This window comes from Pseudomonas sp. 22490 (assembly GCF_052044465.1).
Taxonomy (GTDB): Bacteria; Pseudomonadota; Gammaproteobacteria; order Pseudomonadales; family Pseudomonadaceae; genus Pseudomonas; species Pseudomonas aeruginosa.
In genome coordinates this window covers 16818-38762 of the sequence record NZ_JBQENS010000004.1, presented here as the reverse complement: position 1 = coordinate 38762, position 21945 = coordinate 16818, and the positions used below count along the sequence as shown (strand labels likewise).

The following is a 21945-nucleotide window of genomic DNA, read 5'->3' as shown; positions in this document are numbered from 1 at the left end:
GCGCTGGACTATCCGGCGCCTGGGCGATGGGGGCGGCGCCGACCGGGGAAACCGCCTCGGCCGCTTCCCGCACACCGAAGAAAGCAGCTAGGCTAAAGTCTCTCGTTTCGCCACACATGCTGAAGCCCAGGCCGGCGGATGAAAAACGATCCTTTCTACAACCTGTTTATAGAAAAACTGAATTCATGGGTGCCGTCCTCCCGCTTCTCGCGCTACGCGCTTTCGTCGAAACCGCCCGCCATGGCAATCTCACCCGCGCGGCCGCGGCCATGGGCGTCACTCCCGGCGCGGTAAGCCAGCAGCTCAGGGCTCTGCAGGCGCGCACCGGCGTCGTCCTGTTCCAGCGCTTCAGCCATGGCATGCGCCTGACGCCGGAGGGCGAGCAGGTCTATCCCGGCCTCCGCCAGGCCTTCGAGCAGATCACCGCGAGCCTTGCCCAGCTGGAGGCGATCAATGCCCGCCAGACCCTCACGGTCAGCACCGAGCCCTCCTTCGCCGCCACCTGGCTGGTGCCGCGCCTCGGTCAATTCAGCGCGTCGCACCCGCAGGTGGAAGTCCGCGTGGAGGCTACGGCACTGCTCGCCGACCTGCGCCGGGAACGAATCGACGTCGCCATCCGCCACGGGCTCGGCGACTACCCCGGACTCGACGTGCAGGCACTGATGGCCCCGCCGCTGATCCCGGTGGCCAGCCCGCGCCTGCTGGCGGAAGGTCCTGAGATCCGCGAAGCGATCGATTGCCTGGCCTACCCACTGTTGCAGGAGTCGGAGCGCAATGACTGGCGCCTGTGGCTGCGGGCGATGGGGGTGGAGGACGACCCGCGCAGCGAGAGAGGTCCGGCTTTCGCCGACGACCTGCTGCTGGTTCGCGCCGCCGAGGCCGGCCAGGGTATCGCGCTGGTACGGGAGATCCATGCCCGCGCCGAGATCGTCAGCGGCCGCTTGGCGGTCGCCCTTGAGCGGCCCTGGCCGAGCCGCTTCGCCTATTACGCGGTGAGCCTGCCAGGAGCGGCGCAACGAGCGCCCCTCTCGCTGTTCCTCGCCTGGCTGCGCGAGCAGGCCGCCGCCGAGGCATAAAAAAACCCGCCACGAGGGCGGGTTCGAAGGGCGGCAGGGAGCTCTTCACTTCCCCCTGCCGAACAGGTTTGAGCTTAGACCGCTTCGCGGCCGCCCACCGGAATATCGCTGGCAGGCGACGAAGCGTTGCCCTCGCCGGCCAGTTCGCGCTGCAAAGTGCCCTCGTCGAGCTGCTTGCACCACTTGGAAACCACTACCGTGGCCACGCCGTTGCCGACCAGGTTGGTCAGCGCGCGGGCTTCGGACATGAAGCGGTCGATGCCGAGGATCAGCGCCAGGCCGGCGACCGGCAGGTGGCCGACGGCGGAAAGGGTCGCGGCGAGCACGATGAAGCCGCTGCCGGTGACGCCGGCGGCGCCCTTGGAAGCGATCAGCAGCACCAGCAGCAGGGTGATCTGGTGGGTGATGTCCATCGGTGTATCGGTGGCCTGGGCGATGAACACCGCGGCCATGGTCAGGTAGATCGAGGTGCCGTCGAGGTTGAAGGAGTAACCGGTGGGAATCACCAGGCCGACCACCGACTTGTTGCAGCCGAGCTTCTCCATCTTGTCGATCATCCGCGGCAGGGCCGACTCGGAAGACGAGGTGCCCAGCACGATCAGCAGTTCCTCGCGGATGTACCTGATGAAGCGCAGGATGCTGAAGCCGTGGGCGCGGGCGATGCCGCCGAGGACGATGAGCACGAACAGGATGCAGGTGATGTAGAAGCACAGCATCAGTTGGCCGAGCTGCACCAGCGAACCCACGCCGTAGGCGCCGATGGTGAAGGCCATGGCGCCGAACGCGCCGATCGGGGCGACCTTCATGATCACGTTGATGATGTTGAACATCACGTGGGAGACGCGCTCGATGAACTCGAACACCGGCTTGCCGTAGCTGCCCAGGCGATGCAGGGCGTAGCCGAAGAGCACGGAGAAGAACAGGACCTGGAGGATGTCGCCGTTGGCGAACGCGCCGACCACGGTGCCGGGGATCACGTTCATCAGGAAGTCGACAGTGCTCTGCTTCTCGCCGGCAGCGGCGTAGGCAGCGATCTTGCTGGTGTCGAGGGTGTTCGGGTCGACGTGCATGCCGGCGCCCGGCTGGACCACGTTGACCACTACCAGGCCGATGATCAGGGCCACGGTGGAGACGACCTCGAAGTACAGCAGCGCCATGCCGCCGGTCTTGCCGACCGACTTCATGCTCTGCATGCCGGCGATGCCGGTGACCACGGTGCAGAAGATGATCGGCGCGATGGCCATCTTGATCAGCTTGACGAAGCCGTCGCCGAACGGCTTCATCGCCACCGCCGTTTCCGGGTACCAGTGGCCGAGCGCGATACCGATGGCGATGGCGACCAGAACCTGCACGTACAGGCTCTTGTAGAAGGGTTGTTTGGTCATGGGCAGAGTCCTCACGGGGGCGCTTCGCCAGTTCCCTGGAACGCGCTCACCGGTAGCGTTACCCCCCTTGCTGGGGAGATTTTTTGTCGTGAACCGCCGCGGCGGAACCTTGCCCAGGCATTGCAGAGGCTGTGCCAGGATGCTCTTTCTCTAAGTAAATCCTTATATATCAACAAGTTAAATAAAAAATGAAAATTGCATAGCGGGCTAAGCGTGGCGGATTACCGCCCGGCGGGCCGGCTGTGCCGCGCGAGCATGGCGGGAGTCCGCCACCACCCTTGTCGTCTTCCGGGTGGCGCCCTACCATCGCCGTTCCAACAACAAGGACGCCGCCATGCGTGAGCGCACCATCGCCAGCCATTTCGTCCGCGCCGCGTTGCGCGGGGCCACGCGCCAAGGCCTGGACGGCCCCGCCCTGCTGCGTCGCGCCGGCATCCAGCCGGCCCTGCTGGACGAACCGCGGGCACGCATCGCGCCGGAGCAGTTCACCCGCCTGATGCAGTTGCTCTGGGAAGTGCTGGACGACGAATACATGGGCTTCGGCGAAGTCCGCAGCAAGCGCGGCACCTTCGCCATGATGTGCCACACCCTGATTCATTGCCGGACCCTGGAAAAGGCCCTGCAGCGCGGCGAACTGTTCTACGGCCTGTTCCCCCAGGCGCCGCTGATCCACCTGCGGCGCGAAGGCGACCTGGTGCGCCTGAGCCTCGAGGAACGCCACCTGTCGGACCCGGATCACTTTCTCGCCGAAAGCCTGCTGGTGATCTGGCACCGCCTCGCCAGTTGGCTGATCGGCCAGCGCATCCGCCTGGAGGAAGCCACCTTCAGCTACCCGGCGCCGGACCACCAGGCCGAGTACGACCTGCTGTTTCCCTGCCCCCGGCGGTTTTCCGCCGGCTGCACCAGCCTGCTGTTCGCCGCCCGCTACCTGGGCATGCCGCTGCTGCAGGACGAACGCACCCTCAAGCAGTTCCTCCAGCACTCTCCCGCCGACCTGCTGGCGCGCCCGGACGGCGGCGACAGCCTGACCAGCCAGATCCGCCGCCTGCTCGGCCGCGACTGCCGGCGCTGGCCGGACCTCGACCAGGTCGCCCGCCAGTTGCACATGAGTTCGCAGACCCTGCGACGCCACCTGCGCGAGGAAGGCGGCAGCTTCCAGCAACTCAAGGACCACCTGCGCCGCGACCTGGCGATCTACCACCTGGGTCGGGACGAGCTATCGATCCAGGACATCGCCGAGCAGCTCGGCTTTTCCGAGCCCTCGGCCTTCCATCGCGCGTTCAAGAAGTGGACCGGCCTCACCCCCGGCGCGTACCGGCACCAGGCGGAAGCCTGAAGCTCAGCCCAGCTCCTGGCGACGAAGCCCGCTGCGCAGTTGGTCGAGCACCGTGGCGAACGGCTGCGGCCGCCCGACCGCGTAGCCTTGGGCGAAATCCACCCCGAGGCGCGCCAGGTGATCGAGGATTTCCCGGCTCTCGACGAACTCGGCCACGGTCACCGCGCCCAGGCGGTGGGCGATCTGGTTGATGGAGTCGACGATGGCCTGGTCCACCGGGCTCTTGTCAAGGTTGCGGACGAAGCTGCCGTCGATCTTGATCACGTCGACGACAAAATTCTTCAGGTAATTGAAGGAACTCAGGCCGGAGCCGAAGTCGTCCAGCGCCACCTTGCAGCCGAGGTCGCGCAGCTTGGCGACGATCCGCGAAGCCACCGACAACTGGTTCATCAACGCCGTCTCGGTCAGCTCGAAGTACAGGCGCTCCGGCCTCAGCGGCGAGTGTTCGATGCGATCCAGCAGGTAAGGCAGGAACAGCGGGTCGTTGAGCGAGTTGCCGGACAGGTTGATGCCGATGCTCAGGCCCTCCACCGCGGCGATCCGCGCGCCGAAGTTGATCAGCGCCTCGTTGATCACCCAGCGGTCGATGCTGGCCATCAGGTTGAAGCGCTCGGCGGCCGGGATGAAGGCGCCCGGCGGAGTCATCTGGCCATCCGGATCGTACAGTCGCAGCAGCAGCTCGTAGTGCCGGTCCCCGTCGCGGCGGGGGCCGACCGGGACGATCTCCTGCGCCTGCAACTGGAAGCGGTCGTTCTCCAGGGCCTCGCGCAGCCCGCTGGCGAGGAGTATGTCACGGTGCTGGCGCTCCACTTCCTCATGGCCGAACTGGTACACCGAAACCCGGTTGCGCCCGGCATGCTTGGCCGCGTAGCAGGCCACGTCGGCCTGGCTCATCAGTTCGCTGGTGCTGCGCGAGGTGGCGGTAAGGGCGGTGATACCGATGCTCGCGCCCACGTCGTAGAGCCGCCCTTCCCAGGGGAAGCGCACCGAGCAGATCTGCTCGATGAGCTTGCTCGCCACCTGCTCCGCCTCCGCCAGGTCGCAATCGAACAGCAGCAGGCCGAACTCATCGCCGCCCAGCCGCGCCAGGGTGTCGGAGGCGCGGGTGCGGTCGGCGAGAATCCGGCTCAGCTCGCGCAGCAGCATGTCGCCCGCCGCGTGCCCGGCGGAATCGTTGACCACCTTGAAGCGGTCGAGGTCGATGAAGCACAGCGCATGCTGGGTCGCCCGCTCCTGGGCGTTGGCCAGGGCGCGTTGCAGCTCCTCCTCGAACTTGGTGCGGTTGAACAGCCCGGTGAGGGCATCGTGGGAGGCGTGATAGCTCAGCTCGCGCTGCATCGCCCGGGCCTTGGTGACGTTCTGGAACACCAGCACGGTGCCGATGATCTCGCCATCGCGGGTGCGCACCGGCGCCGCGCAATTCTGGATATCGTGCTGCTCGCCCTTGCGGCTGATCAGCGTGGCGCCGTCCTCCAGGTAGAACACCCGGGTGTTCTGCAGGCAGCGTCGCACCGGGCTTTCCAAGGCCTCGCCGGTGTCGCTGTCGAGCACGTTGAAGACCAGTTCGTGGGGCGCGCCGATGGCGTCCTGCAAGGTCCAGCCGGTCATCGCCTCGGCCACCGGGTTCATGAAGGTCACGCGGCCGCCGGCGTCGGTGGTCAACACGGCATCGCCGATGGAATACAGGGTCACCTGCAGGCGTTCCTTTTCCTCGTGCAGGGTTTCCGCCAGGGTGCGGATCTCGGTGATGTCGCTGTTGATGCCGATCATCCGCACCGGCCGATTGTCCTCGTCGCGAGTCAGCGTGGCGATCGCCCGCAGGTGGCGAACCTCGCGGTTGGGGCGGACGATACGGAACTCGCAGTCGAATTTCTGCAACCCGCTGACGGCGCGCTCCAGCTCGCGCAGCACGCGGTCGTGATCCTCGGCATGCAGGCTCGCCTTCCACTGCTCCACCGTGGTCTCCCCGGGACCGCTGCGGATGCCGTACAGGTCGAACATGCGGAAATCCCAGTGCAGGCGGTTGCGCGCCAGGTCCCACTCCCAGATGCCGATCTGCCCGGCGTCGGTGGCCAGCTTGATCCGTTCGGCGAGACGCTCGCGCTCCAGCTCGGCACGCTTGCGACTGTCGATATCCTCCACCTGGGTGACGAAGTACTGGGCGACTCCCTCCTCATCGCGCACCAGCGACACGCTGATGCGCGCCCAGAAGGTTTCGCCGTCCTGGCGCAGGTAGCGCTTCTCCATCTGGTAGGAGTTGATACGCCCGGCGAGCAGGTCGCGCACCAGGTCGAGGTCCAGTTCCAGGTCGTCCACATAGGTGATCTCCTGGAACGACAGCTCGCCCAGGCGTTCGGCGGAATAGCCGAGCATCCGGCACAGCGCCTCGTTGACCTTGAACAGCCGCCCCTCCAGCGACACCAGGGCCATGCCGATCGCCGAGAATTCCATGGCGCCGCGGAACTGCGCCTCGCCGATGGCCACCTGATGCTGCTCGCGGCGGCTGCGCTCCATGATCACCGAGACCAGGAAGGCGGGAATGAGGGTCAAGGCCATCGGCAGGTACAGCAGCGGCTCGCCGAAACGTTGCTGGGACGACTCGGGGACGAACACGCCGAGGGCGATCAGCACGGCGATGAAACAGGTGTTCAGGCAACCGATCAGCGCGGTACCGAACACGCTGGTGCTGGCGGCGGCCACCAGCAGCGGCAGGAGCACGTAGATGAAGGCGTAGGGCAGGCGCGTCAGGGCCACGAAGCTGATCACCAGGGTCACCAGCAGGAGCATCGCGTTGTCCACTCCCGCCCGCCCCGACAGAGCGTGACGCCAGGCCGCCAGGTTGCTGGCCATGCATAACGGCAGCAGCGCGAGCATGCCCATCGCATCGCCCACGTACCAGCGCGCCCACATTTCCGGGAAACGCCCCATGCCGAAGACGCTGACCAGCACCGCGCCCACCGAGGCGCCGAGCAAGGGCGGAATCAGCGCGCCGGCCCAGAGCACGCGAACCGCCGAATGCAGGTTGAATTCGAAGTCCTCGCGCACCCGGTTGATGCGTAACAGCATCGCGGCGAAGATCGCTTCGCTCAGGTTGGCCGGCAGGAACGCCGCGCTCATCCACAGGCTGTCGCCATACAGGCGGTTGGCCGCCAGGTTGGCCACGGCGGAGCAGAGCAGGATCGCCGGCCACTGGCGCAGCGGCGCGCGCAGCAGGGCGGCGGTGAGGATCGCGTTGGGCAGCCAGATCGCAGCGATGGTGGCGGGCTGGCGCGACAGGTAGATGCAGGCCAGGGCGGCGAGAAAGAACAGCACACCGGCCTGGATGCCCGCCCACAAGCCCCTGTCGTCGGTTTTGCCACTGAACATCCGCTCGAATCCCCGGTACCTGCGTCAAAGGAACTGCGCCAGCCGAACAGACTTCAGCGTAGCGCGGAAACACCTCAGACGTAGGTAACGGCCGCCAAGTCTCAGACTGTAGCGAAACGTATGCGGAAGCAGGCGCCGCCCAGCTCGGAATCGTCCAGGCTCAGTTCGCCGTCGTAGCTCTCGATGATGTCCAGCGCCACGGCCAGGCCGATGCCCTGCCCCGGGTGCTGGGTATCGGCGCGCTCGCCGCGGCGGATGATTCGTGCGCGCTGTTCGGCAGGCACTCCGGGACCGTCGTCCTCGACCCACAGCTCCGAGTAACCCGGCCCCAGCCGGGCGCCCACGCGGACCCGGCCCAGGCACAGGCGATAGGCGTTCTCCAGCAGGTTGCCGAGCAGTTCCAGCAGCGCGCCGCGCTCCACCGGCACGCTGAAGGACGGCGAGAAGTCCCGCTGCAGGCTTACCCGCTTGTCGCGATAGACCTTGTCCAGCGCGTCGCACAGGGTCTCCACCAGCGGCGCCAGTTGCTCGCGATGGCGTACCAGGCCGCTCTTGCGCAGGCTGGCGCGCTGCAACTGATAGCCTATCTGCTGGCTCATGCGCTCGATCTGGCCCTGTAGCACCCGCACCTGCTCGCGGTTGCCGGGCTCCTCGGCGAGCTGGTCGCCGACCCCCTGCAAGACCGCCAGCGGCGTCTTCAGACTGTGCGCCAGGTCGCCGAGGGAGTGGCGGTAGCGCTCGCGCTGCTTGTGCTCGCTGCGCAACAGGCGGTTCAGCGAGTGGGTCAGGCGCAGCAGCTCGCGCGGATGCTCCTCGCTCAGGCTCTCGCGCTCGCCGGATTCGATCTGGTCCAGCTCGGAACTCAACCCGCGCATCGCCCGGAAGCCCCAGGTCAGACCCAGCCAGAGCAGCCCGAGCAAGACCAGCAGGGCGCCGCCGAGCCACAGGTAGAGCTGCTCGCGGAACCCCTTGAGCAGGCTCTCGAACTCGCTGACCGATTGCATGGTGACGATGCTGTAGGCCGCCTGCTTGCCGCGCAGCAGGTCGATCTCGACGTCGAACACGAAGAACTCCTCGCCCTTCGCATCGCGGGTGGTGTGGAATTCGTTGCCGCGGCCGTCGTAGCGCGGCGTGTAGTTGATCGACTCGTCGGCCGCCGAGGTGGAGCGCCAGAGCAGATCGCCATTCTGGTCGTAGATATAGCCGAGGACCTTGGCCTCCGGCAGGTTGAACTCCTCCACCGGCAGGTGCTCGGGCATCACCAGGCGGCCCTTCTCCACCCGCGCCGCCGAGACCAGGGTCGCCACGTCGGCGGCCAGGCGCTGCTCGATGGTGTTCTCCAGGGCGATGCCGAAGGCCCGCTGCAGGGCCGGCAGCAGCGCCAGCATGAACAGCACCGCCAGGGCGGCGGCGCCGAGCATCAGACGGATGCGCAGGGAACGGATCACCGGCAGCGCTCGGTGAACAGGTAGCCCTGGCCGCGCACCGTATCGATCGGCTTGAAGCCGCCGCAGGCCTCCAGCTTGCGCCGCAGGCGGCCGACCAGCACCTCGATGACGTTGGCGTCGCGCTCCTCGTCGTCGGGGTAGAGCTGTTCCATCAGGCGTTCCTTGGCCACCACCTGCTGGTGATGCCGCATGAGGTATTCGAGGATGCGGTATTCGTAGGCGGTCAGCGCCACCGGTTGCTCCTCGACCAGCGCCTGCTTGCGGTTCAGGTCGAGGACCAGGGGGCCGGCCTCGATGGTCGACTGGACGAACCCCGAGGAGCGTCGCAGCAACGCGTTCAGGCGCGCTTCCAGTTCCTCGAACTGGAACGGCTTGACCACGTAGTCGTCGGCCCCGGCGGCCAGGCCTTCGACCTTGTCCTGCCAGTTGCCGCGGGCGGTGAGGATCAGGATCGGGAAGGACTTGCCCTGCGAACGCAGCTCGCGGATCAGGTCCAGGCCGCTCATGCCCGGCAGGCCGAGGTCGATCACCGCCAGGTCGTGGTGGTATTCGCTGACCCGGTAGAGGGCTTCCTCGGCATCCTGTACCGCGTCCACCACGTGCCCCTGTTCACCCAGGCGGGTATAGAGGTGGTGGCGCAACAGCGCCTCGTCTTCCACTACCAGCAGTTTCATGAGGTTCCTCCGGATGAGATGCGGCCGGACCTTCCGGCCCGGCCATCGAAGCATGCCCTCGCGGGCGCTGCGCGGTCATTTAGAACTTGTAGTTGGCGCCCAGGTAGAATTGCGAGCTGCTGTGCAGGTCCAGGGAGCCCAGCTTGTTGCCGCCATGCGGGGTCATCTCGGTGCTGGCGTTGGTGCGCAGGTAACGATAGCCGCCTTCGATCGAGGCATTCTTGCTCAGCTCCTGCAGGATACCGGCCTGCAGCCCGGCAGCGTAGCCGACATCGCTGTCGCGCTTGAAGCCCTTGCCGTCCTGTTCCAGCTTGACCAGGCCGAGGGTGGCACCGCCGAACAGCTTGGTGTTGTTGTCGCCGATCGGCAGGAAGGCGTCGTAGCTGCCGAGCAGGTTCTGCTGGCGCAGCTTGTTGCCGCTGCTGGTGTCGGAGATGTTCTCGTAGGTCGCGTAGTAGCGGCCCTGCTCGAACTGCTGGCCGGCGCGGATGCCCCAGGTGCCGGTGTTGTCGATCACCTTGTCGAGGTTCGGGCTGTTCAGGTTGCGGTTCAGCGACTTGGATTTCTGGATGTTGTTGCTGGTCTCGCCCCAGGTCAGGCCGACGAAGTTGTCGGCGGCCTGGACGCCGGCGGCGGAACCCAGCAGGGCGGTGGCGATGAAGAGAGTCTTGAGTGCTTTCATGGTCTTTCTCCGTTCTGCGAGAGTCGTGTCGTTCACGGCTTGCAGAGTACGGACAGGGTACTGAACCGCCCCTGAACGCTTGCTGAACCCGGGCTGAACGACTCGCGTTTGCCGGCGAACGCTCTGTTTCCAGGCTGCCGCGCGCCGGCTCGGCGAGGTTTTTGCCCGTACTGCCAGTAGGGTCTAGGCTTTCTACAGTCGCCTGCATAGAGGCTGGGCCAATGAACGAACAACCCGACCAGGGACGCGTCAAGGGCATGGAAGCCAGGCTCTTCCTGTTTCTCGTGATCTGCCTGTTCCCGCTGCTGTCCGTCGCACTGGTCGGCGGCTTCGGTTTCTGCGTCTGGATGTACCAGCTACTGGCCGGCCCGCCCGGGCCGCCGGCCTGAAGTCGGGTATGAGCAGTCGCCGAGAGCTGTTCCGCCGCCTCGGCGGGCACCCGCCGACGCGTCGCCCGCCGTGGACCGCCGCCGACTTCGCCGCAGGCTGCACAGGCTGCGCCGCCTGCGTCGAGGCCTGCCCGGAAGGCGTGCTGAAGCTCGGCGCCGGTCGGCTCGTCGAACTCGACCTCTCCAGCGCCGGCTGCACGCTGTGCGGGGAATGCGCCAGCCGCTGCGAGGCCGGCCTGTTCGATGGCGCGCGCCCGGCCTTCCCCTGGATCGCCACGATCGGCGAAGCCTGCCTGGCCCTGGCCGGGATCCACTGCCGCAGTTGCCAGGACGCCTGCGAACCCGCCGCGATCCGCTTCCGCCCGGCCCCTGGCGGCGTCGCCCTGGCCGAGCTGGACAGCCAGCGCTGCAACGGCTGCGGCGCCTGCCTGGCGCCCTGTCCGAGCCAGGCCATCCAACTGCGCGCGCTATCCACCAAGGAGTCTCCACGACATGCCTGAAGCCCTGCAGATCGCCAGCCTCATCCTGCATTGCCGGCCCGAGCGACTGCCGGCGGTGAAGGCCAACCTGGCGCTGCTCGACGGCCTGGAGATCTACCAGGAAAGCCCGCAGGGCAAGCTGATCCTGGTGCTGGAAGCCGAACGCGAAGAACAGATTCTCGACACCCTGGGCCAGTTGCAGAACCTGCCAGGAGTGCTCAACGCCGTGCTGGTCTACCACGAGATCCTGCACGACGACGATAGCAACGACGCGGCGGCCATGACCGACCGCGCGATACCGTGCTCGCCCGAGGAGACAATCGATGAACCTCACCCGTCGTGAATTCGCCAAGGCCAACGCCGCCGCCATCGCCGCGGCGGCGGCCGGCCTGCCGATCCTGGTCCGCGCCAGCAACCTGGTGACCGAGGCGGACGTCACCAGCCTGGTCTGGAACAAGGCCCCCTGCCGCTTCTGCGGCACCGGTTGCAGCGTGATGGTCGCCACCCGCGACGGCCAGGTGGTGGCCACCCATGGCGACATCAAGGCCGAGGTCAACCGCGGGATCAACTGCGTGAAGGGCTACTTCCTGTCGAAGATCATGTACGGCAGCGACCGCCTGACCCGCCCACTGCTGCGCATGAAGGACGGCAAGTTCGACAAGCAGGGCGAGTTCCAGCCGATCAGTTGGGAACAGGCCTTCGACATCATGGCCGAGAAGTTCAAGGCCGCGCTCAAGGCCAAGGGACCGGAGTCGGTCGGCATGTTCGGCTCCGGCCAGTGGACGGTCTGGGAAGGCTATGCGGCGAACAAGCTGTTCAAGGCCGGCCTGCGCAGCAACAACATCGACCCCAACGCCCGCCACTGCATGGCCTCGGCGGTGATGGGCTTCATGCGCAGCTTCGGCATGGACGAGCCGATGGGCTGCTACGACGACATCGAGGCCACCGACAGCTTCGTCCTCTGGGGCTCGAACATGGCCGAGATGCACCCGGTGCTCTGGTCGCGGGTCACCGACCGCCGGCTCAGCGCGCCGCAGGTCAAGGTCGCGGTGCTGTCCACCTTCGAGCACCGCAGCTTCGAGCTGGCCGACTTGCCCATGGTGTTCAAGCCGCAGACCGACCTGATCATCCTCAACTATATCGCCAACCACATCATCGAGAGCGGCGCGGTGAACCGCGACTTCGTCGAGCGCCACGTGCGCTTCGCCCATGGCGCCGAGGACATCGGCTACGGCCTGCGCCCGGACGACCCGCTGGAGAAGAAGGCGAAGAACGCCGACAAGGCCAACACCTGGAGCGATATCGACTTCAAGGCCTTCGCCGAGTTCGTCAAGCCCTATACCCTGGAGCGCACCGCGCGCGAAAGCGGCGTGCCGGCCGAGCGGCTGAAGGCCCTCGCCGAACTCTACGCCGACCCCAAGCGCAAGGTGGTGTCGTTCTGGACCATGGGCTTCAACCAGCACACCCGCGGGGTCTGGGCGAACAACCTGATCTACAACATCCACCTGCTCACCGGGAAGATCAGCGAACCGGGCAACAGCCCCTTCTCGCTCACCGGCCAGCCCTCGGCCTGCGGCACCGCGCGCGAGGTCGGCACCTTCTCCCACCGGCTCCCCGCCGACCTGGTGGTGACCAACCCGAAGCACCGGGAAACCGCGGAGAAGATCTGGAAGGTGCCGGCCGGCACCATCCAGGAGAAGGTCGGCTTCCACGCCGTGCAGCAGAGCCGGATGCTCAAGGACGGCGTGCTCAACGTCTACTGGACCCAGGTCAGCAACAACATGCAGGCCGGTCCCAACGTGATGCAGGAAGTGCTGCCCGGCTGGCGCAACCCGGACAACTTCGTGATCGTCTCCGACGTCTACCCCACCGTCTCGGCCCAGGCCGCCGACCTGATCCTGCCCAGCGCCATGTGGGTGGAGAAGGAAGGCGCCTTCGGCAATGCCGAGCGCCGCACGCAGTTCTGGCACCAGTTGGTGAAGGCACCGGGCGAGGCGAAGTCCGACCTCTGGCAGTTGGTGGAATTCTCCAAGCGCTTCACCACCGACGAGGTCTGGCCCGCGGAACTGCTGGCGAAGGCCCCCGAGCTGAAGGGCAAGACCCTCTACGACGTGCTGTTCCGCAACGGCCAGGTCGACCGCTTCCCGGCCAGCGACCTGGCCAAGGGCTACGCCAACGACGAGGTCGACGCATTCGGCTTCTATATCCAGAAGGGTCTGTTCGAGGAATACGCCGCCTTCGGTCGCGGCCACGGCCACGACCTCGCCCCCTTCGACGCCTACCACGAGGCGCGCGGCCTGCGCTGGCCGGTGGTGGACGGCAAGGAGACCCGCTGGCGCTACCGCGAAGGCTACGACCCCTACGTGAGCAAGGGCAGCGGCGTGCAGTTCTATGGCTATCCGGACAAGAAGGCGATCGTCTTCGCCCTGCCCTACGAGCCGCCGGCCGAGGCGCCGGACCAGGACTACCCGTTCTGGCTCGCCACCGGCCGGGTGCTCGAACACTGGCACACCGGGAGCATGACCGCGCGGGTCCCGGAGCTGTACAAGGCGGTGCCCGACGCGCTGGTCTACATGCACCCGGAGGATGCGCGCCAGCTCAAGCTGCGCCGCGGCAGCGAGGTCAAGGTGGTGAGCCGGCGCGGCGAGATCCGCGCGCGGGTCGAGACCCGCGGGCGCAACAAGCCGCCCCAGGGGCTGGTGTTCGTGCCGTTCTTCGACGCCAACAAGCTGATCAACAAGGTCACCCTGGACGCCACCGACCCGATTTCCAAGCAGACCGACTACAAGAAGTGCGCCGTTCGCATCGAACTGCTCAACCTGGCCTGAGGAGCGCGCCATGAAACCTCTGCTGACTGCCCTGCTCCTCGTCCTGCTCGGCGCCCCCGCGGCCTTCGCCGCCGACCTCGGCTACCCGCTGGACGCGCCCGCCCCCGACGGCCGCCGCCCCGGCGGCACGCTGGCCGAAAGCCGCCCCGCGCCGCCGCTGGCGGCCGAGGAAAACAAGGACCTGAAACGCGAGCGCAACTACCCCGAGCAGCCGCCGACCATTCCCCACAGCATCGTCGGCTATCGCATCGACAAGGACAGCAACAAGTGCCTGTCCTGCCACAGCCGCGCCAACAGCGCGCGAACCCAGGCGGTGATGATCAGCATCACCCACTACATGGACCGCGACGGCCAGCCGCTGGCCGCCGTCTCGCCGCGCCGCTACTTCTGCGTGCAGTGCCATGTGCCGCAACAGGACGTAAAGCCGCTGGTCGACAACCGCTTCGAGAACATCGACCAGATCCTCGAGAAAGAAGCCGCCAATGCGGCGCGCAAACCCTGAGGGAGGCCGCATGAAAGCACTCATCGCCTGGCTGGCCGGTTACTGGCGGGTCCTGCGTCGTCCCAGCGTGCATTTCAGCCTGGGCTTCCTCACCCTCGGCGGCTTCATCGCCGGGATCGTCTTCTGGGGCGGCTTCAACACCGCCCTGGAGGCGACCAACACCGAGACCTTCTGCATTTCCTGCCACGAGATGCGCGACAACGTGTTCGTCGAACTCAAGGACACCATCCACTACAGCAACCGTTCCGGAGTCCGCGCCACCTGTCCCGACTGCCACGTGCCACACAAGTGGACCGACAAGATCGCGCGCAAGATGCAGGCCTCCAAGGAGGTCTGGGGCAAGATCTTCGGCACCATCAACACCCGCGAGAAATTCCTCGATCACCGCCGCGAGCTGGCCGAGCACGAATGGGCACGACTCAAGGCCAACGATTCGCTGGAATGCCGCAACTGCCACAACTTCGAGTTCATGGACTTCACCCGGCAGAGCGTGCGCGCGCGGCAGATGCACTCCACCGCCCTGGCCAGCGGCGAAGCCACCTGCATCGACTGCCACAAGGGGATCGCCCACCACCTGCCGGACATGACCGGGGTGAAGGGCTGGTAGCGCCGCCCGCNCGCGGCGCAATCAGGGCTGGGCGCCCTTCAGCGCCTCGAGGATCTTGCGCCCGGCGCGACCGTCGGCCGGGGTCAGGCCGAGGCGCTTCTGCTCGGCCTGGATCGCCTTGCGCGTGCTGGTGCCGATCAGCCCGTCGGCCTCGCCGATGTCGTAGCCGCGCGCCAGCAACGCCTTCTGCAATTGCTTGCGCTCGAGCCGGCTGATGCCCGGGTCGTCGGTCGGCCAGGACGCCACCAGGCCGCTGCCGCCGCGCAGGCGGTCGGAAAGCAGGGCGATGGCCAGCGCGTAGCTTTCCGCGGCGTTGTAGGAATAGATCGCATCGTAGTTGCGATAGACCAGGAAGGCCGGACCCTGGGCCCCGGTCGGCAGGAGAATCGCGGCCTTCTCGTCGCCGCCCGGCAGCGGCTGGCCGTCGACCCGCCTCACCCCACGGGCGACCCAGGCCGACAGCGGCTGGCGCTTGCCGCGCCCGGCCAGGCTGGCGGGGAAGTCGGCCGGCACCTTCACTTCATAGCCCCACGGCTGTCCCGTGCGCCAGCCAGCCTTCTTCAGGTAGTTGGCGGTGGAACCGAGGGCATCCGGCACGCTGCCTACCAGGTCGCGGCGACCGTCGCCGTCGAAGTCCACGGCGATCCGCGCGTAGGTCGATGGCATGAACTGGGTATGGCCGAAGGCCCCGGCCCAGGAGCCGGTGATGCCGGCGTCGCGGATGTCGCCGGCCTGCAACAGCTTCAGGGTGGCGAGGAACTCGCCCTGGAAGAACGACTGGCGGCGCCCGTAGCAGGACAGGGTCGACAGCGAGGTCAGCAGCGGACGCTTGCCGAAGATCCGCCCGTAGTCGCTTTCCACGCCCCACACCGCCACCACCGTGTACTTGTCCACGCCGTAGCGCGCGGCCACCTGGTCGAGCAGCTTGTCGTGCTGGGCGAGCATCGCCTTGCCATCGCTGACCCGCTGCTCGTCCACCAGACCGGCCAGGTAGTCCCACAGCGGGGTGGTGAACTCCGGCTGCGCGTCGAGCAGGTCGAGCACGCTGAGGTCGGCCTGCAGGCCGCTGGTGAAGCGCTCATAACTGTCGGCGGAAATGCCCTGCGCCTGGGCCTTCTTCTGCAGGCCGGCGAGGCAGGAAGGGAAGCTCGAGGCGTCGGGTTGCGCCAGGGCCAGGGCGGGTAGCAGGGCCAGCGAGGAGAGAAGAAGACTGCGCATGGGGTTTCCTTGTACGGTGAACGGTCATCCATGGCACCGGCGGGCTTCCCCCGGCGCCGAAGGCCTGGTGGCCTGTACGGTTGACTCGGTGATCGGCGTTCGACTGGTCGAGTCAGCCACACGGGCCACTAGCCTACCGTCCCGCCGGGTGCGGCGCCATCTCCGCCCTGAAAGGCGGGTGAAACCTTGCTCGGGCAGACTGGCGGCGGAATACGCATGCCGGGTGTCTCGCGGCCGATCCGCCGCGTCACATCCGTGCCCGAACGCGCTGCGCCACCCGCGCGTCCGTTTTCCGGGCACTGGCCGGGCGTTCGCCGGTCCAAGCAGTGTTCCCCGCCTCCGTCCACAAGCCGGAGCCGGCCCCGACGGTCCCAGACCACCGCAGGAAAGCCGGGCGGCCGCCACCCGCCACCGCCCCGGGCTTTCCACCCTCACTACACGTTTCGGAGTACAACCTTGATCCACTGGTTGAGCGACCCGACGTTCTGGACAGCCCTGCTGCAGATCGTCGCCATCGATATCCTCCTGGGCGGCGACAACGCCGTAGTCATCGCCCTCGCCTGCCGGCACCTGCCGGCGCACCGGCGCAAACAGGCGATCTTCGGCGGCGTCGCCGGTGCCATCCTGATCCGCATCCTGCTGCTGTTCTTCGCCCTGCACCTGCTCGACCTGCCCTACCTCAAGGTAATCGGCGCGCTCCTGCTGCTGTGGATCGGCATCAAGCTGCTGCTGCCGGAGGAGGAGAACGGCGACGACATCAAGGGCAGCACCCACCTGCTCGGCGCGATCAAGACCATCATCATCGCCGACGCGGTGATGAGCCTGGACAACGTCATCGCCCTGTCCGCCGCCTCGGCCGGGGATTTCTTCCTGGTCTCCCTGGGCGTGCTGATCAGCATCCCGATCATCGTCTGGGGCAGCCAACTGATCCTGCGCCTGATCGACCGCTTCCCGCTGATCATCCTCTTCGGCGGCGGCCTGCTCGGCTGGATCGCCGGCGGCATGCTGCTCACCGACAGCGCCCTGAAGCCCTGGCTGGCGCCCTACGCGCAATGGGATTCCTACCTGCACTACGGTGCGGCGGCCTTCGGCGCGCTGTTCGTGATCCTCCTCGGCAGCCTCCTGGCGCGCCGCCAGTTGAAGCAGCGGCATGCCGCGCCGGCGGACGCCGCCGAAAGCGAAGGCCGCTAAGAGCAACGGGGCGCCCGGGGGCGCCCCGTCCTCTTTCTCCGGCTCAGATATTGGTGCTCGCCGGGATCCGGCTCGGCAACAGGTACTCGTAGGGCCTGCGGCGCGCCTGGTTGCGCGTGCGAATGGTCGCCTCGACCTCCTTCAGGCGTGCCTGGAAGCGCTCCAGCGGGCCGCCGCTGGCGGTCACCCGCCTGTCCGAAAACACCGGCGCGTAGGGGAACCCGGTCTGCCGGTAGTCGCCGAGGCGACCGTGGTAGACCGAACCGAGCAGGTGATAGATGTTCACCTTCTCCAGCGCCACCAGGGTCGGCGGCATCATCTTCAACCAGTCGGCCTCGCTCTTGCCGCTCGGCGAGTCCGGTGCCGGCGCCGCGCTCATGGCGCAGATCGCTGGCGCGTAGGTCATCATCGAAGGCTGGGGAAAATTGACCGCCGCATGCTGCGCGGAGGCGGTGAAGATCACCATGGTCAGCACCTCGACCAGTTGGCTGCGACCGGTGATCGGGCGGAACCCGGCCACCTTGCCGCTGCCGATCACTTCGCCGACCCAGGCCGCCAGTTCGACGTCACCGGTGACGTCGCCGTCGCTGGCGTAGTACACCGCCACGTAGTCGGCCGCCCACTGGCGGATCGCATTCCACACCAGCAGGCCGTCGTCGCGGTAGGGGTAGTCCGGTAACGCGGCCGGGTCGTCGACGTTCCGCGCCTTCAGGCTCTCCGGCAACATGCCGCGGTAGAAGTCGAACCCCAGCCGGTTGCCGCCGGCGGTGGCCTGGGTGTCCTGGATCGGCGCGGCGAACATCACGTCGATGAAGCCCGCGCTGGGCAACAGGATCCGCGCCGCCCCCTCGTTGATGAACAGGGTGCCCTCGAAGTGCGGGGCGAGCAGGACGTGCAGCGGATGGCTGGGCGCCAGGGTACGCTGGGTGGCCAGGCAGAACGCCTCGCTCACCAGGTGGGTCTGGGCCAGGTGGACGAACATCTCGTGGTAGTTCTCCTCGGCGACCTGGACCACCGTCTTGGCCATCTGCCAACCCCAGTACAGATCACTCTCCGACTCCGCGGGACGCACGAACATCGGATGGGTAGCGGGGTCCTGGCCGCACTGGATGGCCACCGGCAACAGCCTCGCCCGATCCTTGCCAAGGGCGAACAGGGCGATCGGCGCATAGGCGAAGCCCGTCCCGGTGAGCAGTTTGTCCACCGCTCCCGACGGCGCCAGCTTGCCCAGCTCGGCGTAGTCCAGCAGGTACAGGCGGCGGCTGGCGGCGGCCTCCAGCAAGCTGTCGTCGGCGCCCATCACCCGGCGGAACTGCTCTTCGCCCAGCGGAAAGTTGGCCGGCAGCGCATCGACGCGGCGGATCAGCAGCGGATTAGGCCCGGCCACCCGCCAGTAGGCGAACGCTTCGTCGTCACGGAAGCTGTCGGCGACCTCCGGCAGGCGTAGGGTGCCGAACACCGCGCGGAAGCGATTCAGGCCGTCGCCCTGTCCACCCTGGGTAACCAGGTTGCTGGCGCTCTTGAGGATGTCGTCGACCAGCAGGCCGACCCGCGTCAGTAAGGCGATCACCCGCGTCTGCAACTCCGTGAAGCGCAGCAGCAGGCTGCCGGCCGCGGCCGGATCGTTCTTCGCCTCCTCCAGCAACGCCTCGTGGACCTGGCGCGCCGCCTCCAGGTCACCGCTGAGCCCGGTGGCGATCCGCTCGAACTGCGCGGCGGCCGACGCCGGCAACGAGGCGACGAAATTGACGATCAGCTCGACGATCACCCCGGCGGTCTTCAACAGCCAGTCGACATTCGGCAACTCGCCCAGCGGCACCGAGCGGGCCATCGGCACGCCTTTGACATTGACGAAGTTCTCGGTCCAGACATATACCAGTTTCTTGCTGGTCAATACCGCACGCCGCGCCAACTTTCCGGCCAGGTTGTCATATTGCGGCAAACTCGGCGGAATCAGGTTGTCCAGCAAACTTCGCGAGGCATCGATAGATCGCTGTTGTTCCGCCCCGAGGTATTTCAAGGGTGAAAAGAATATCGAGTCATTGGCCAGTGCGGTTCCACTCAGGGCGACACCCGACAAGAGCACACTCCTGCGTTTCATATCATCGACTCCATCAATGCATTAACCAGGAACGACTCGATGCCTGAGCATCGAATCGCTCTTTCAACAGGTTGCGATCAGCTGTAAAGCCCTTCGCCGCTTTCCTTGTTGTAATGCAACGGAACATTATGGTTGTCGGTCCCGCCGAGAATCTTGCCGACGGTGATCGCCGCCACCGAAGGCACCTGGAAGGCCAGCAGGTCGACCAGCTCGTGGGTACGGTTGAGGCCGATGGCGCTGGCCGCGTTGCCGATGCTGGAGAACAGCGGCGAGTTCAGGAAGGAGTTGGCCGCGTAGACGCCGTTGATGATGGCATCGCCCAGGAAAGTCCCTGCGCCAGAAACTTGTTCGATTTCACCCACACTTAGAACCGCCAGGGCATTCACCTGATTTTTCATTTCTGAATCTCCACATATTCGAATTGTTGAAACGAATGGTTCTCGCTGAAAACAGCAAAGAAACCTGTACGCCCGAACTTCTTCGGAACGTGGAGAAAGCAATAGCGAGAGGAAAAACCGGCAATAAGCTGACGCTTCGCACAGTTGACAGGAAAAGCCTGGAACAATAGTTATCCACAATAATTATTGACGGCGAACTTTTGACTTGCAAAGAACTACGCTGGCCAGCGGCAAGAGTGAATTTCATCCAGCCAGGGCTATACCAATCGTGCAAACCCGGAAGGGCGCTGCGCAAAACGTCACATTTATTCGGGGCGATACGCCAAGGCGGTTCCCTGTACTGAAGTACCAGAATCGCCAGATCGCGCGGCCTATTTCCCCTTGGAAAAATACGGATATTTTTTTCCGGGCCAGGTTTTCCTTCTTCCGCGCCTGCCAGATCTGGCAGTTGCGAAGCGCCACGACAACGCGAAGTCCGCGGCGCAGACGCCTCGACCGCTCATTGATGGCTAACGCGCAGCTCGCTGAATGTCGCCCGCCCGCCCTCGCTGGACGGTCCGCGGTTGTCCTGCAGGTAGAGTCCGGCCTTGAAATAAAGGCCCTGGTAGGCCCACTGCGGGTCCAGTTGCTGCTCCAGGGCGCTACCATTCACCGACACGCTGAGCAATCCGCTGCGAGACACGCCGATGCGGTAGCTGAACGGCTGGCCGAGAGGAATCCCGTCCATCAGTGTGTAGGCTCTGGTCCCGCCGTCGTCCGGCCGCTCGCGGACCAGCGCCTGGACCCGCCCCTGGTCGAGCCGCAACTGGTAGAGCAGCTTCACCAGCGGCGCGGCCTGGCCGCTATTGCTGCCATCGCTGTGGATCTGGCCGATGATCATGCGCCGGGTCGAGGGCACCGCCTCGATGCGCAGAGTCGCCTCCAGCCAGTTGTCGGCCCTGGCGTAACGCCAGTTGTAGGGCCTGCCGCTGGACAGGGTCTCGCGCAACTCGCTGCGCGGGAACTCGCTGTTGCGCGTGTGGCTGCCGTTCACCGGCACCCAGAAGCGAATGCCGTCGGCGGTGCGCTGGAAATAGTCGCTGCGGTAGTCGCGCTGCAATTGGCTGGTGGAGATGGTGATGGCCGGGCGGCCCTGGGGAATGGTCAGGTTCCAGGTACTCAGGTCAGGCATCCAGACGGTGTCCTAGCGAGGGGAAGGGACTCGCCCATAGGGTAGATGAGCGGCGCACGCTTTGCCTGGCCGAATGGCCCGCGTTTGAGCGGCGCAAGGCCGGCACCGAGGGTTTTCCCCGCGTCTCGCGCACAAGCGTCTATCTTGATCGGGGACCCTTTCACGGAGAGATGCCATGCGCCTGCTCTGCGCCCTGCTGTTCATCGCCTGCGCCGCCAGCGCCCAGGCCGCTATCCAGACCCGCGAGATGCCTTACCGGAGCGCAGACGGCACGCGCATGGTCGGCTATTTCGCCTACGACGACAGCAAGCCGGGGATCCGCCCTGGGGTCATCGTGGTCCACGAATGGTGGGGGCTCAACGACTATGCCAAACGCCGCGCCCGCGACCTCGCCGAACTCGGCTACAGCGCCCTGGCCATCGACATGTACGGCGAAGGCAAGCACACCGAGCACCCGCAGGACGCGATGGCCTTCATGCAGGCCGCGACCCGGGATGCCGACGCCGCCAAGGCGCGCTTCCTCGCCGGCCTGGAACTGCTGAAGCGGCAACCGCAGACCGATCCCAGCCAGATCGCCGCGGTCGGCTACTGCTTCGGCGGCAAGATCGTCCTCGACATGGCCCGCCAGGGCCTGCCGCTGGCCGGCGTGGCGAGCTTCCACGGCGCCCTCGGCACCGCCACCCCGGCCAGCAAGGGCAGCGTCAAGGCGAAGATCCTGGTGGAGCACGGCAGCGCCGACAGCCTGGTCCCGGCCAAGGACCTCGACGCCCTGAAACAGGAACTGAACGCCGCCGGCGCCGACTACCGGGTGGTGATCCAGGACGACGCCAAACACGGCTTCACCAACCCCGACGCCGACGCGCACAAAGGCCACGGCCTGGACATCGGCTACGACCGCCAGGCCGACCAGCGCTCCTGGGCAGACCTGCAGGCGTTCCTCAAGGACATCTTCGGGCAGGGTTGAACCCTGCGCCGACGCATAAAAAAACGGGAGTCCCCGGAGGGACTCCCGTCTTGAAAGGTCGAGACAGGACAGTATCCCGTCATCAACAAACAACCTCACCTGCATTCCACAGGAATGCGCGGCGCAGTCT

19 protein-coding genes are annotated in these 21945 nt (G+C 66.4%); 10 read left to right on the top strand and 9 right to left on the bottom strand.

Annotation, left to right across the window (positions count from 1 at the left end):
* Positions 1-185 precede the first annotated feature (185 nt).
* A complete protein-coding gene (locus ACTJJX_RS05640) occupies positions 186-1076 on the top strand; it encodes a LysR substrate-binding domain-containing protein (protein WP_003082443.1) in 891 nt (296 codons plus the stop codon).
* 74 nt (positions 1077-1150) lie between these two features.
* On the opposite strand, the gene dctA is transcribed toward ACTJJX_RS05640, so the two are convergent.
* Positions 1151-2461 (bottom strand): C4-dicarboxylate transporter DctC, encoded by a 1311-nt coding sequence (gene dctA, locus ACTJJX_RS05635; RefSeq protein ID WP_003082442.1) that lies wholly within the window; start codon positions 2459-2461, stop codon positions 1151-1153.
* 334 nt (positions 2462-2795) lie between these two features.
* On the opposite strand from dctA, the gene ACTJJX_RS05630 reads away from it, so the two are divergent.
* Positions 2796-3797, top strand: coding sequence for an AraC family transcriptional regulator (locus ACTJJX_RS05630; protein WP_003133812.1), 1002 nt, complete (start codon positions 2796-2798; stop codon positions 3795-3797).
* A gap of 3 nt (positions 3798-3800) precedes the next feature.
* Here ACTJJX_RS05630 and ACTJJX_RS05625 read toward each other — a convergent pair whose 3' ends face one another.
* From ACTJJX_RS05625 to ACTJJX_RS05610, 4 genes are all read right to left on the bottom strand, one after another.
* Positions 3801-7163 (bottom strand): diguanylate cyclase, encoded by a 3363-nt coding sequence (locus tag ACTJJX_RS05625; RefSeq protein WP_003086577.1) that lies wholly within the window; start codon positions 7161-7163, stop codon positions 3801-3803.
* Positions 7164-7264: 101 nt separating this feature from the next.
* Positions 7265-8611, bottom strand: coding sequence for a two-component system sensor histidine kinase PhoQ (phoQ, locus tag ACTJJX_RS05620; protein WP_003082438.1), 1347 nt, complete (start codon positions 8609-8611; stop codon positions 7265-7267).
* Positions 8608-9285, bottom strand: a complete 678-nt coding sequence (gene phoP / locus ACTJJX_RS05615) for a two-component system response regulator PhoP (RefSeq protein WP_016851876.1) — start codon at positions 9283-9285, stop codon at positions 8608-8610. The genes phoQ and phoP overlap by 4 nt, the downstream gene beginning before the upstream one ends.
* A gap of 79 nt (positions 9286-9364) precedes the next feature.
* Positions 9365-9967 (bottom strand): outer membrane protein, encoded by a 603-nt coding sequence (locus ACTJJX_RS05610; RefSeq protein ID WP_003082431.1) that lies wholly within the window; start codon positions 9965-9967, stop codon positions 9365-9367.
* A gap of 221 nt (positions 9968-10188) precedes the next feature.
* Between ACTJJX_RS05610 and napE the strand changes: the two genes are divergently transcribed.
* Genes napE through ACTJJX_RS05580 form a run of 6 tightly spaced genes read left to right on the top strand, consistent with a single transcriptional unit; the run spans position 10189 to position 14772 of the window.
* Complete coding sequence (napE, locus tag ACTJJX_RS05605) at positions 10189-10356, top strand: periplasmic nitrate reductase, NapE protein (protein WP_003082429.1); 168 nt, start codon at positions 10189-10191, stop codon at positions 10354-10356.
* A gap of 8 nt (positions 10357-10364) precedes the next feature.
* Entirely contained in the window at positions 10365-10856 is a 492-nt protein-coding gene (napF, locus tag ACTJJX_RS05600; RefSeq protein WP_003116340.1) for a ferredoxin-type protein NapF, read from the top strand.
* The gene (locus tag ACTJJX_RS05595; RefSeq protein ID WP_003082422.1) at positions 10849-11178 is read left to right on the top strand and encodes a chaperone NapD; all 330 of its coding nucleotides are present in this window, start codon (positions 10849-10851) and stop codon (positions 11176-11178) included. The genes napF and ACTJJX_RS05595 overlap by 8 nt, the downstream gene beginning before the upstream one ends.
* Positions 11159-13663, top strand: coding sequence for a nitrate reductase catalytic subunit NapA (napA, locus tag ACTJJX_RS05590; RefSeq protein WP_003107632.1), 2505 nt, complete (start codon positions 11159-11161; stop codon positions 13661-13663). Before ACTJJX_RS05595 ends, napA begins: the two co-directional genes overlap by 20 nt.
* A 10-nt stretch (positions 13664-13673) precedes the next feature.
* Entirely contained in the window at positions 13674-14165 is a 492-nt protein-coding gene (locus tag ACTJJX_RS05585; protein ID WP_003082414.1) for a nitrate reductase cytochrome c-type subunit, read from the top strand.
* Between the two features lie 10 nt (positions 14166-14175).
* Positions 14176-14772: a cytochrome c3 family protein gene (locus ACTJJX_RS05580; RefSeq protein ID WP_003082412.1), complete on the top strand. Its 597-nt coding sequence runs from the start codon at positions 14176-14178 to the stop codon at positions 14770-14772.
* A 21-nt stretch (positions 14773-14793) separates the two neighbouring features.
* Here the strand turns inward: ACTJJX_RS05580 and ACTJJX_RS05575 are convergent, their stop codons facing one another.
* Positions 14794-15990 carry a lytic murein transglycosylase gene (locus ACTJJX_RS05575; RefSeq protein ID WP_003106696.1) on the bottom strand — a complete coding sequence of 399 codons (1197 nt, stop codon included), beginning with the start codon at positions 15988-15990 and terminating at the stop codon, positions 14794-14796.
* Between the two features lie 456 nt (positions 15991-16446).
* Between ACTJJX_RS05575 and ACTJJX_RS05570 the strand changes: the two genes are divergently transcribed.
* The gene (locus ACTJJX_RS05570; RefSeq protein WP_003106697.1) at positions 16447-17181 is read left to right on the top strand and encodes a TerC family protein; all 735 of its coding nucleotides are present in this window, start codon (positions 16447-16449) and stop codon (positions 17179-17181) included.
* A 43-nt stretch (positions 17182-17224) separates the two neighbouring features.
* Here the strand turns inward: ACTJJX_RS05570 and loxA are convergent, their stop codons facing one another.
* The 3 genes from loxA to ACTJJX_RS05555 all read right to left on the bottom strand — a co-directional run bounded on the left by loxA (position 17225) and on the right by ACTJJX_RS05555 (position 20851).
* A complete protein-coding gene (gene loxA, locus ACTJJX_RS05565) occupies positions 17225-19282 on the bottom strand; it encodes a lipoxygenase LoxA (RefSeq protein WP_016851877.1) in 2058 nt (685 codons plus the stop codon).
* 77 nt (positions 19283-19359) lie between these two features.
* A complete protein-coding gene (locus ACTJJX_RS05560; protein WP_003082401.1) occupies positions 19360-19680 on the bottom strand; it encodes a hypothetical protein in 321 nt (106 codons plus the stop codon).
* Positions 19681-20179: 499 nt separating this feature from the next.
* The gene (locus ACTJJX_RS05555) at positions 20180-20851 is read right to left on the bottom strand and encodes a polysaccharide lyase family 7 protein (RefSeq protein WP_003106699.1); all 672 of its coding nucleotides are present in this window, start codon (positions 20849-20851) and stop codon (positions 20180-20182) included.
* A gap of 175 nt (positions 20852-21026) precedes the next feature.
* Between ACTJJX_RS05555 and ACTJJX_RS05550 the strand changes: the two genes are divergently transcribed.
* Positions 21027-21815, top strand: coding sequence for a dienelactone hydrolase family protein (locus tag ACTJJX_RS05550; protein WP_015648384.1), 789 nt, complete (start codon positions 21027-21029; stop codon positions 21813-21815).
* Positions 21816-21945 lie beyond the last annotated feature (130 nt).

What these genes read in the sequence shown, in the direction of transcription:
- ACTJJX_RS05640 (WP_003082443.1), top strand. Translation starts at nt 186, where the DNA reads ATGGGTGCCGTCCTCCCGCTTCTCGCGCTACGCGCTTTCGTCGAAACC.
- dctA (WP_003082442.1), bottom strand. Translation starts at nt 2,461, where the DNA reads ATGACCAAACAACCCTTCTACAAGAGCCTGTACGTGCAGGTTCTGGTC.
- ACTJJX_RS05630 (WP_003133812.1), top strand. Translation starts at nt 2,796, where the DNA reads ATGCGTGAGCGCACCATCGCCAGCCATTTCGTCCGCGCCGCGTTGCGC.
- ACTJJX_RS05625 (WP_003086577.1), bottom strand. Translation starts at nt 7,163, where the DNA reads ATGTTCAGTGGCAAAACCGACGACAGGGGCTTGTGGGCGGGCATCCAG.
- phoP (WP_016851876.1), bottom strand. Translation starts at nt 9,285, where the DNA reads ATGAAACTGCTGGTAGTGGAAGACGAGGCGCTGTTGCGCCACCACCTC.
- ACTJJX_RS05610 (WP_003082431.1), bottom strand. Translation starts at nt 9,967, where the DNA reads ATGAAAGCACTCAAGACTCTCTTCATCGCCACCGCCCTGCTGGGTTCC.
- napE (WP_003082429.1), top strand. Translation starts at nt 10,189, where the DNA reads ATGAACGAACAACCCGACCAGGGACGCGTCAAGGGCATGGAAGCCAGG.
- napF (WP_003116340.1), top strand. Translation starts at nt 10,365, where the DNA reads ATGAGCAGTCGCCGAGAGCTGTTCCGCCGCCTCGGCGGGCACCCGCCG.
- ACTJJX_RS05595 (WP_003082422.1), top strand. Translation starts at nt 10,849, where the DNA reads ATGCCTGAAGCCCTGCAGATCGCCAGCCTCATCCTGCATTGCCGGCCC.
- napA (WP_003107632.1), top strand. Translation starts at nt 11,159, where the DNA reads ATGAACCTCACCCGTCGTGAATTCGCCAAGGCCAACGCCGCCGCCATC.
- ACTJJX_RS05585 (WP_003082414.1), top strand. Translation starts at nt 13,674, where the DNA reads ATGAAACCTCTGCTGACTGCCCTGCTCCTCGTCCTGCTCGGCGCCCCC.
- ACTJJX_RS05580 (WP_003082412.1), top strand. Translation starts at nt 14,176, where the DNA reads ATGAAAGCACTCATCGCCTGGCTGGCCGGTTACTGGCGGGTCCTGCGT.
- ACTJJX_RS05575 (WP_003106696.1), bottom strand. Translation starts at nt 15,990, where the DNA reads ATGCGCAGTCTTCTTCTCTCCTCGCTGGCCCTGCTACCCGCCCTGGCC.
- loxA (WP_016851877.1), bottom strand. Translation starts at nt 19,282, where the DNA reads ATGAAACGCAGGAGTGTGCTCTTGTCGGGTGTCGCCCTGAGTGGAACC.
- ACTJJX_RS05560 (WP_003082401.1), bottom strand. Translation starts at nt 19,680, where the DNA reads ATGAAAAATCAGGTGAATGCCCTGGCGGTTCTAAGTGTGGGTGAAATC.
- ACTJJX_RS05555 (WP_003106699.1), bottom strand. Translation starts at nt 20,851, where the DNA reads ATGCCTGACCTGAGTACCTGGAACCTGACCATTCCCCAGGGCCGCCCG.
- ACTJJX_RS05550 (WP_015648384.1), top strand. Translation starts at nt 21,027, where the DNA reads ATGCGCCTGCTCTGCGCCCTGCTGTTCATCGCCTGCGCCGCCAGCGCC.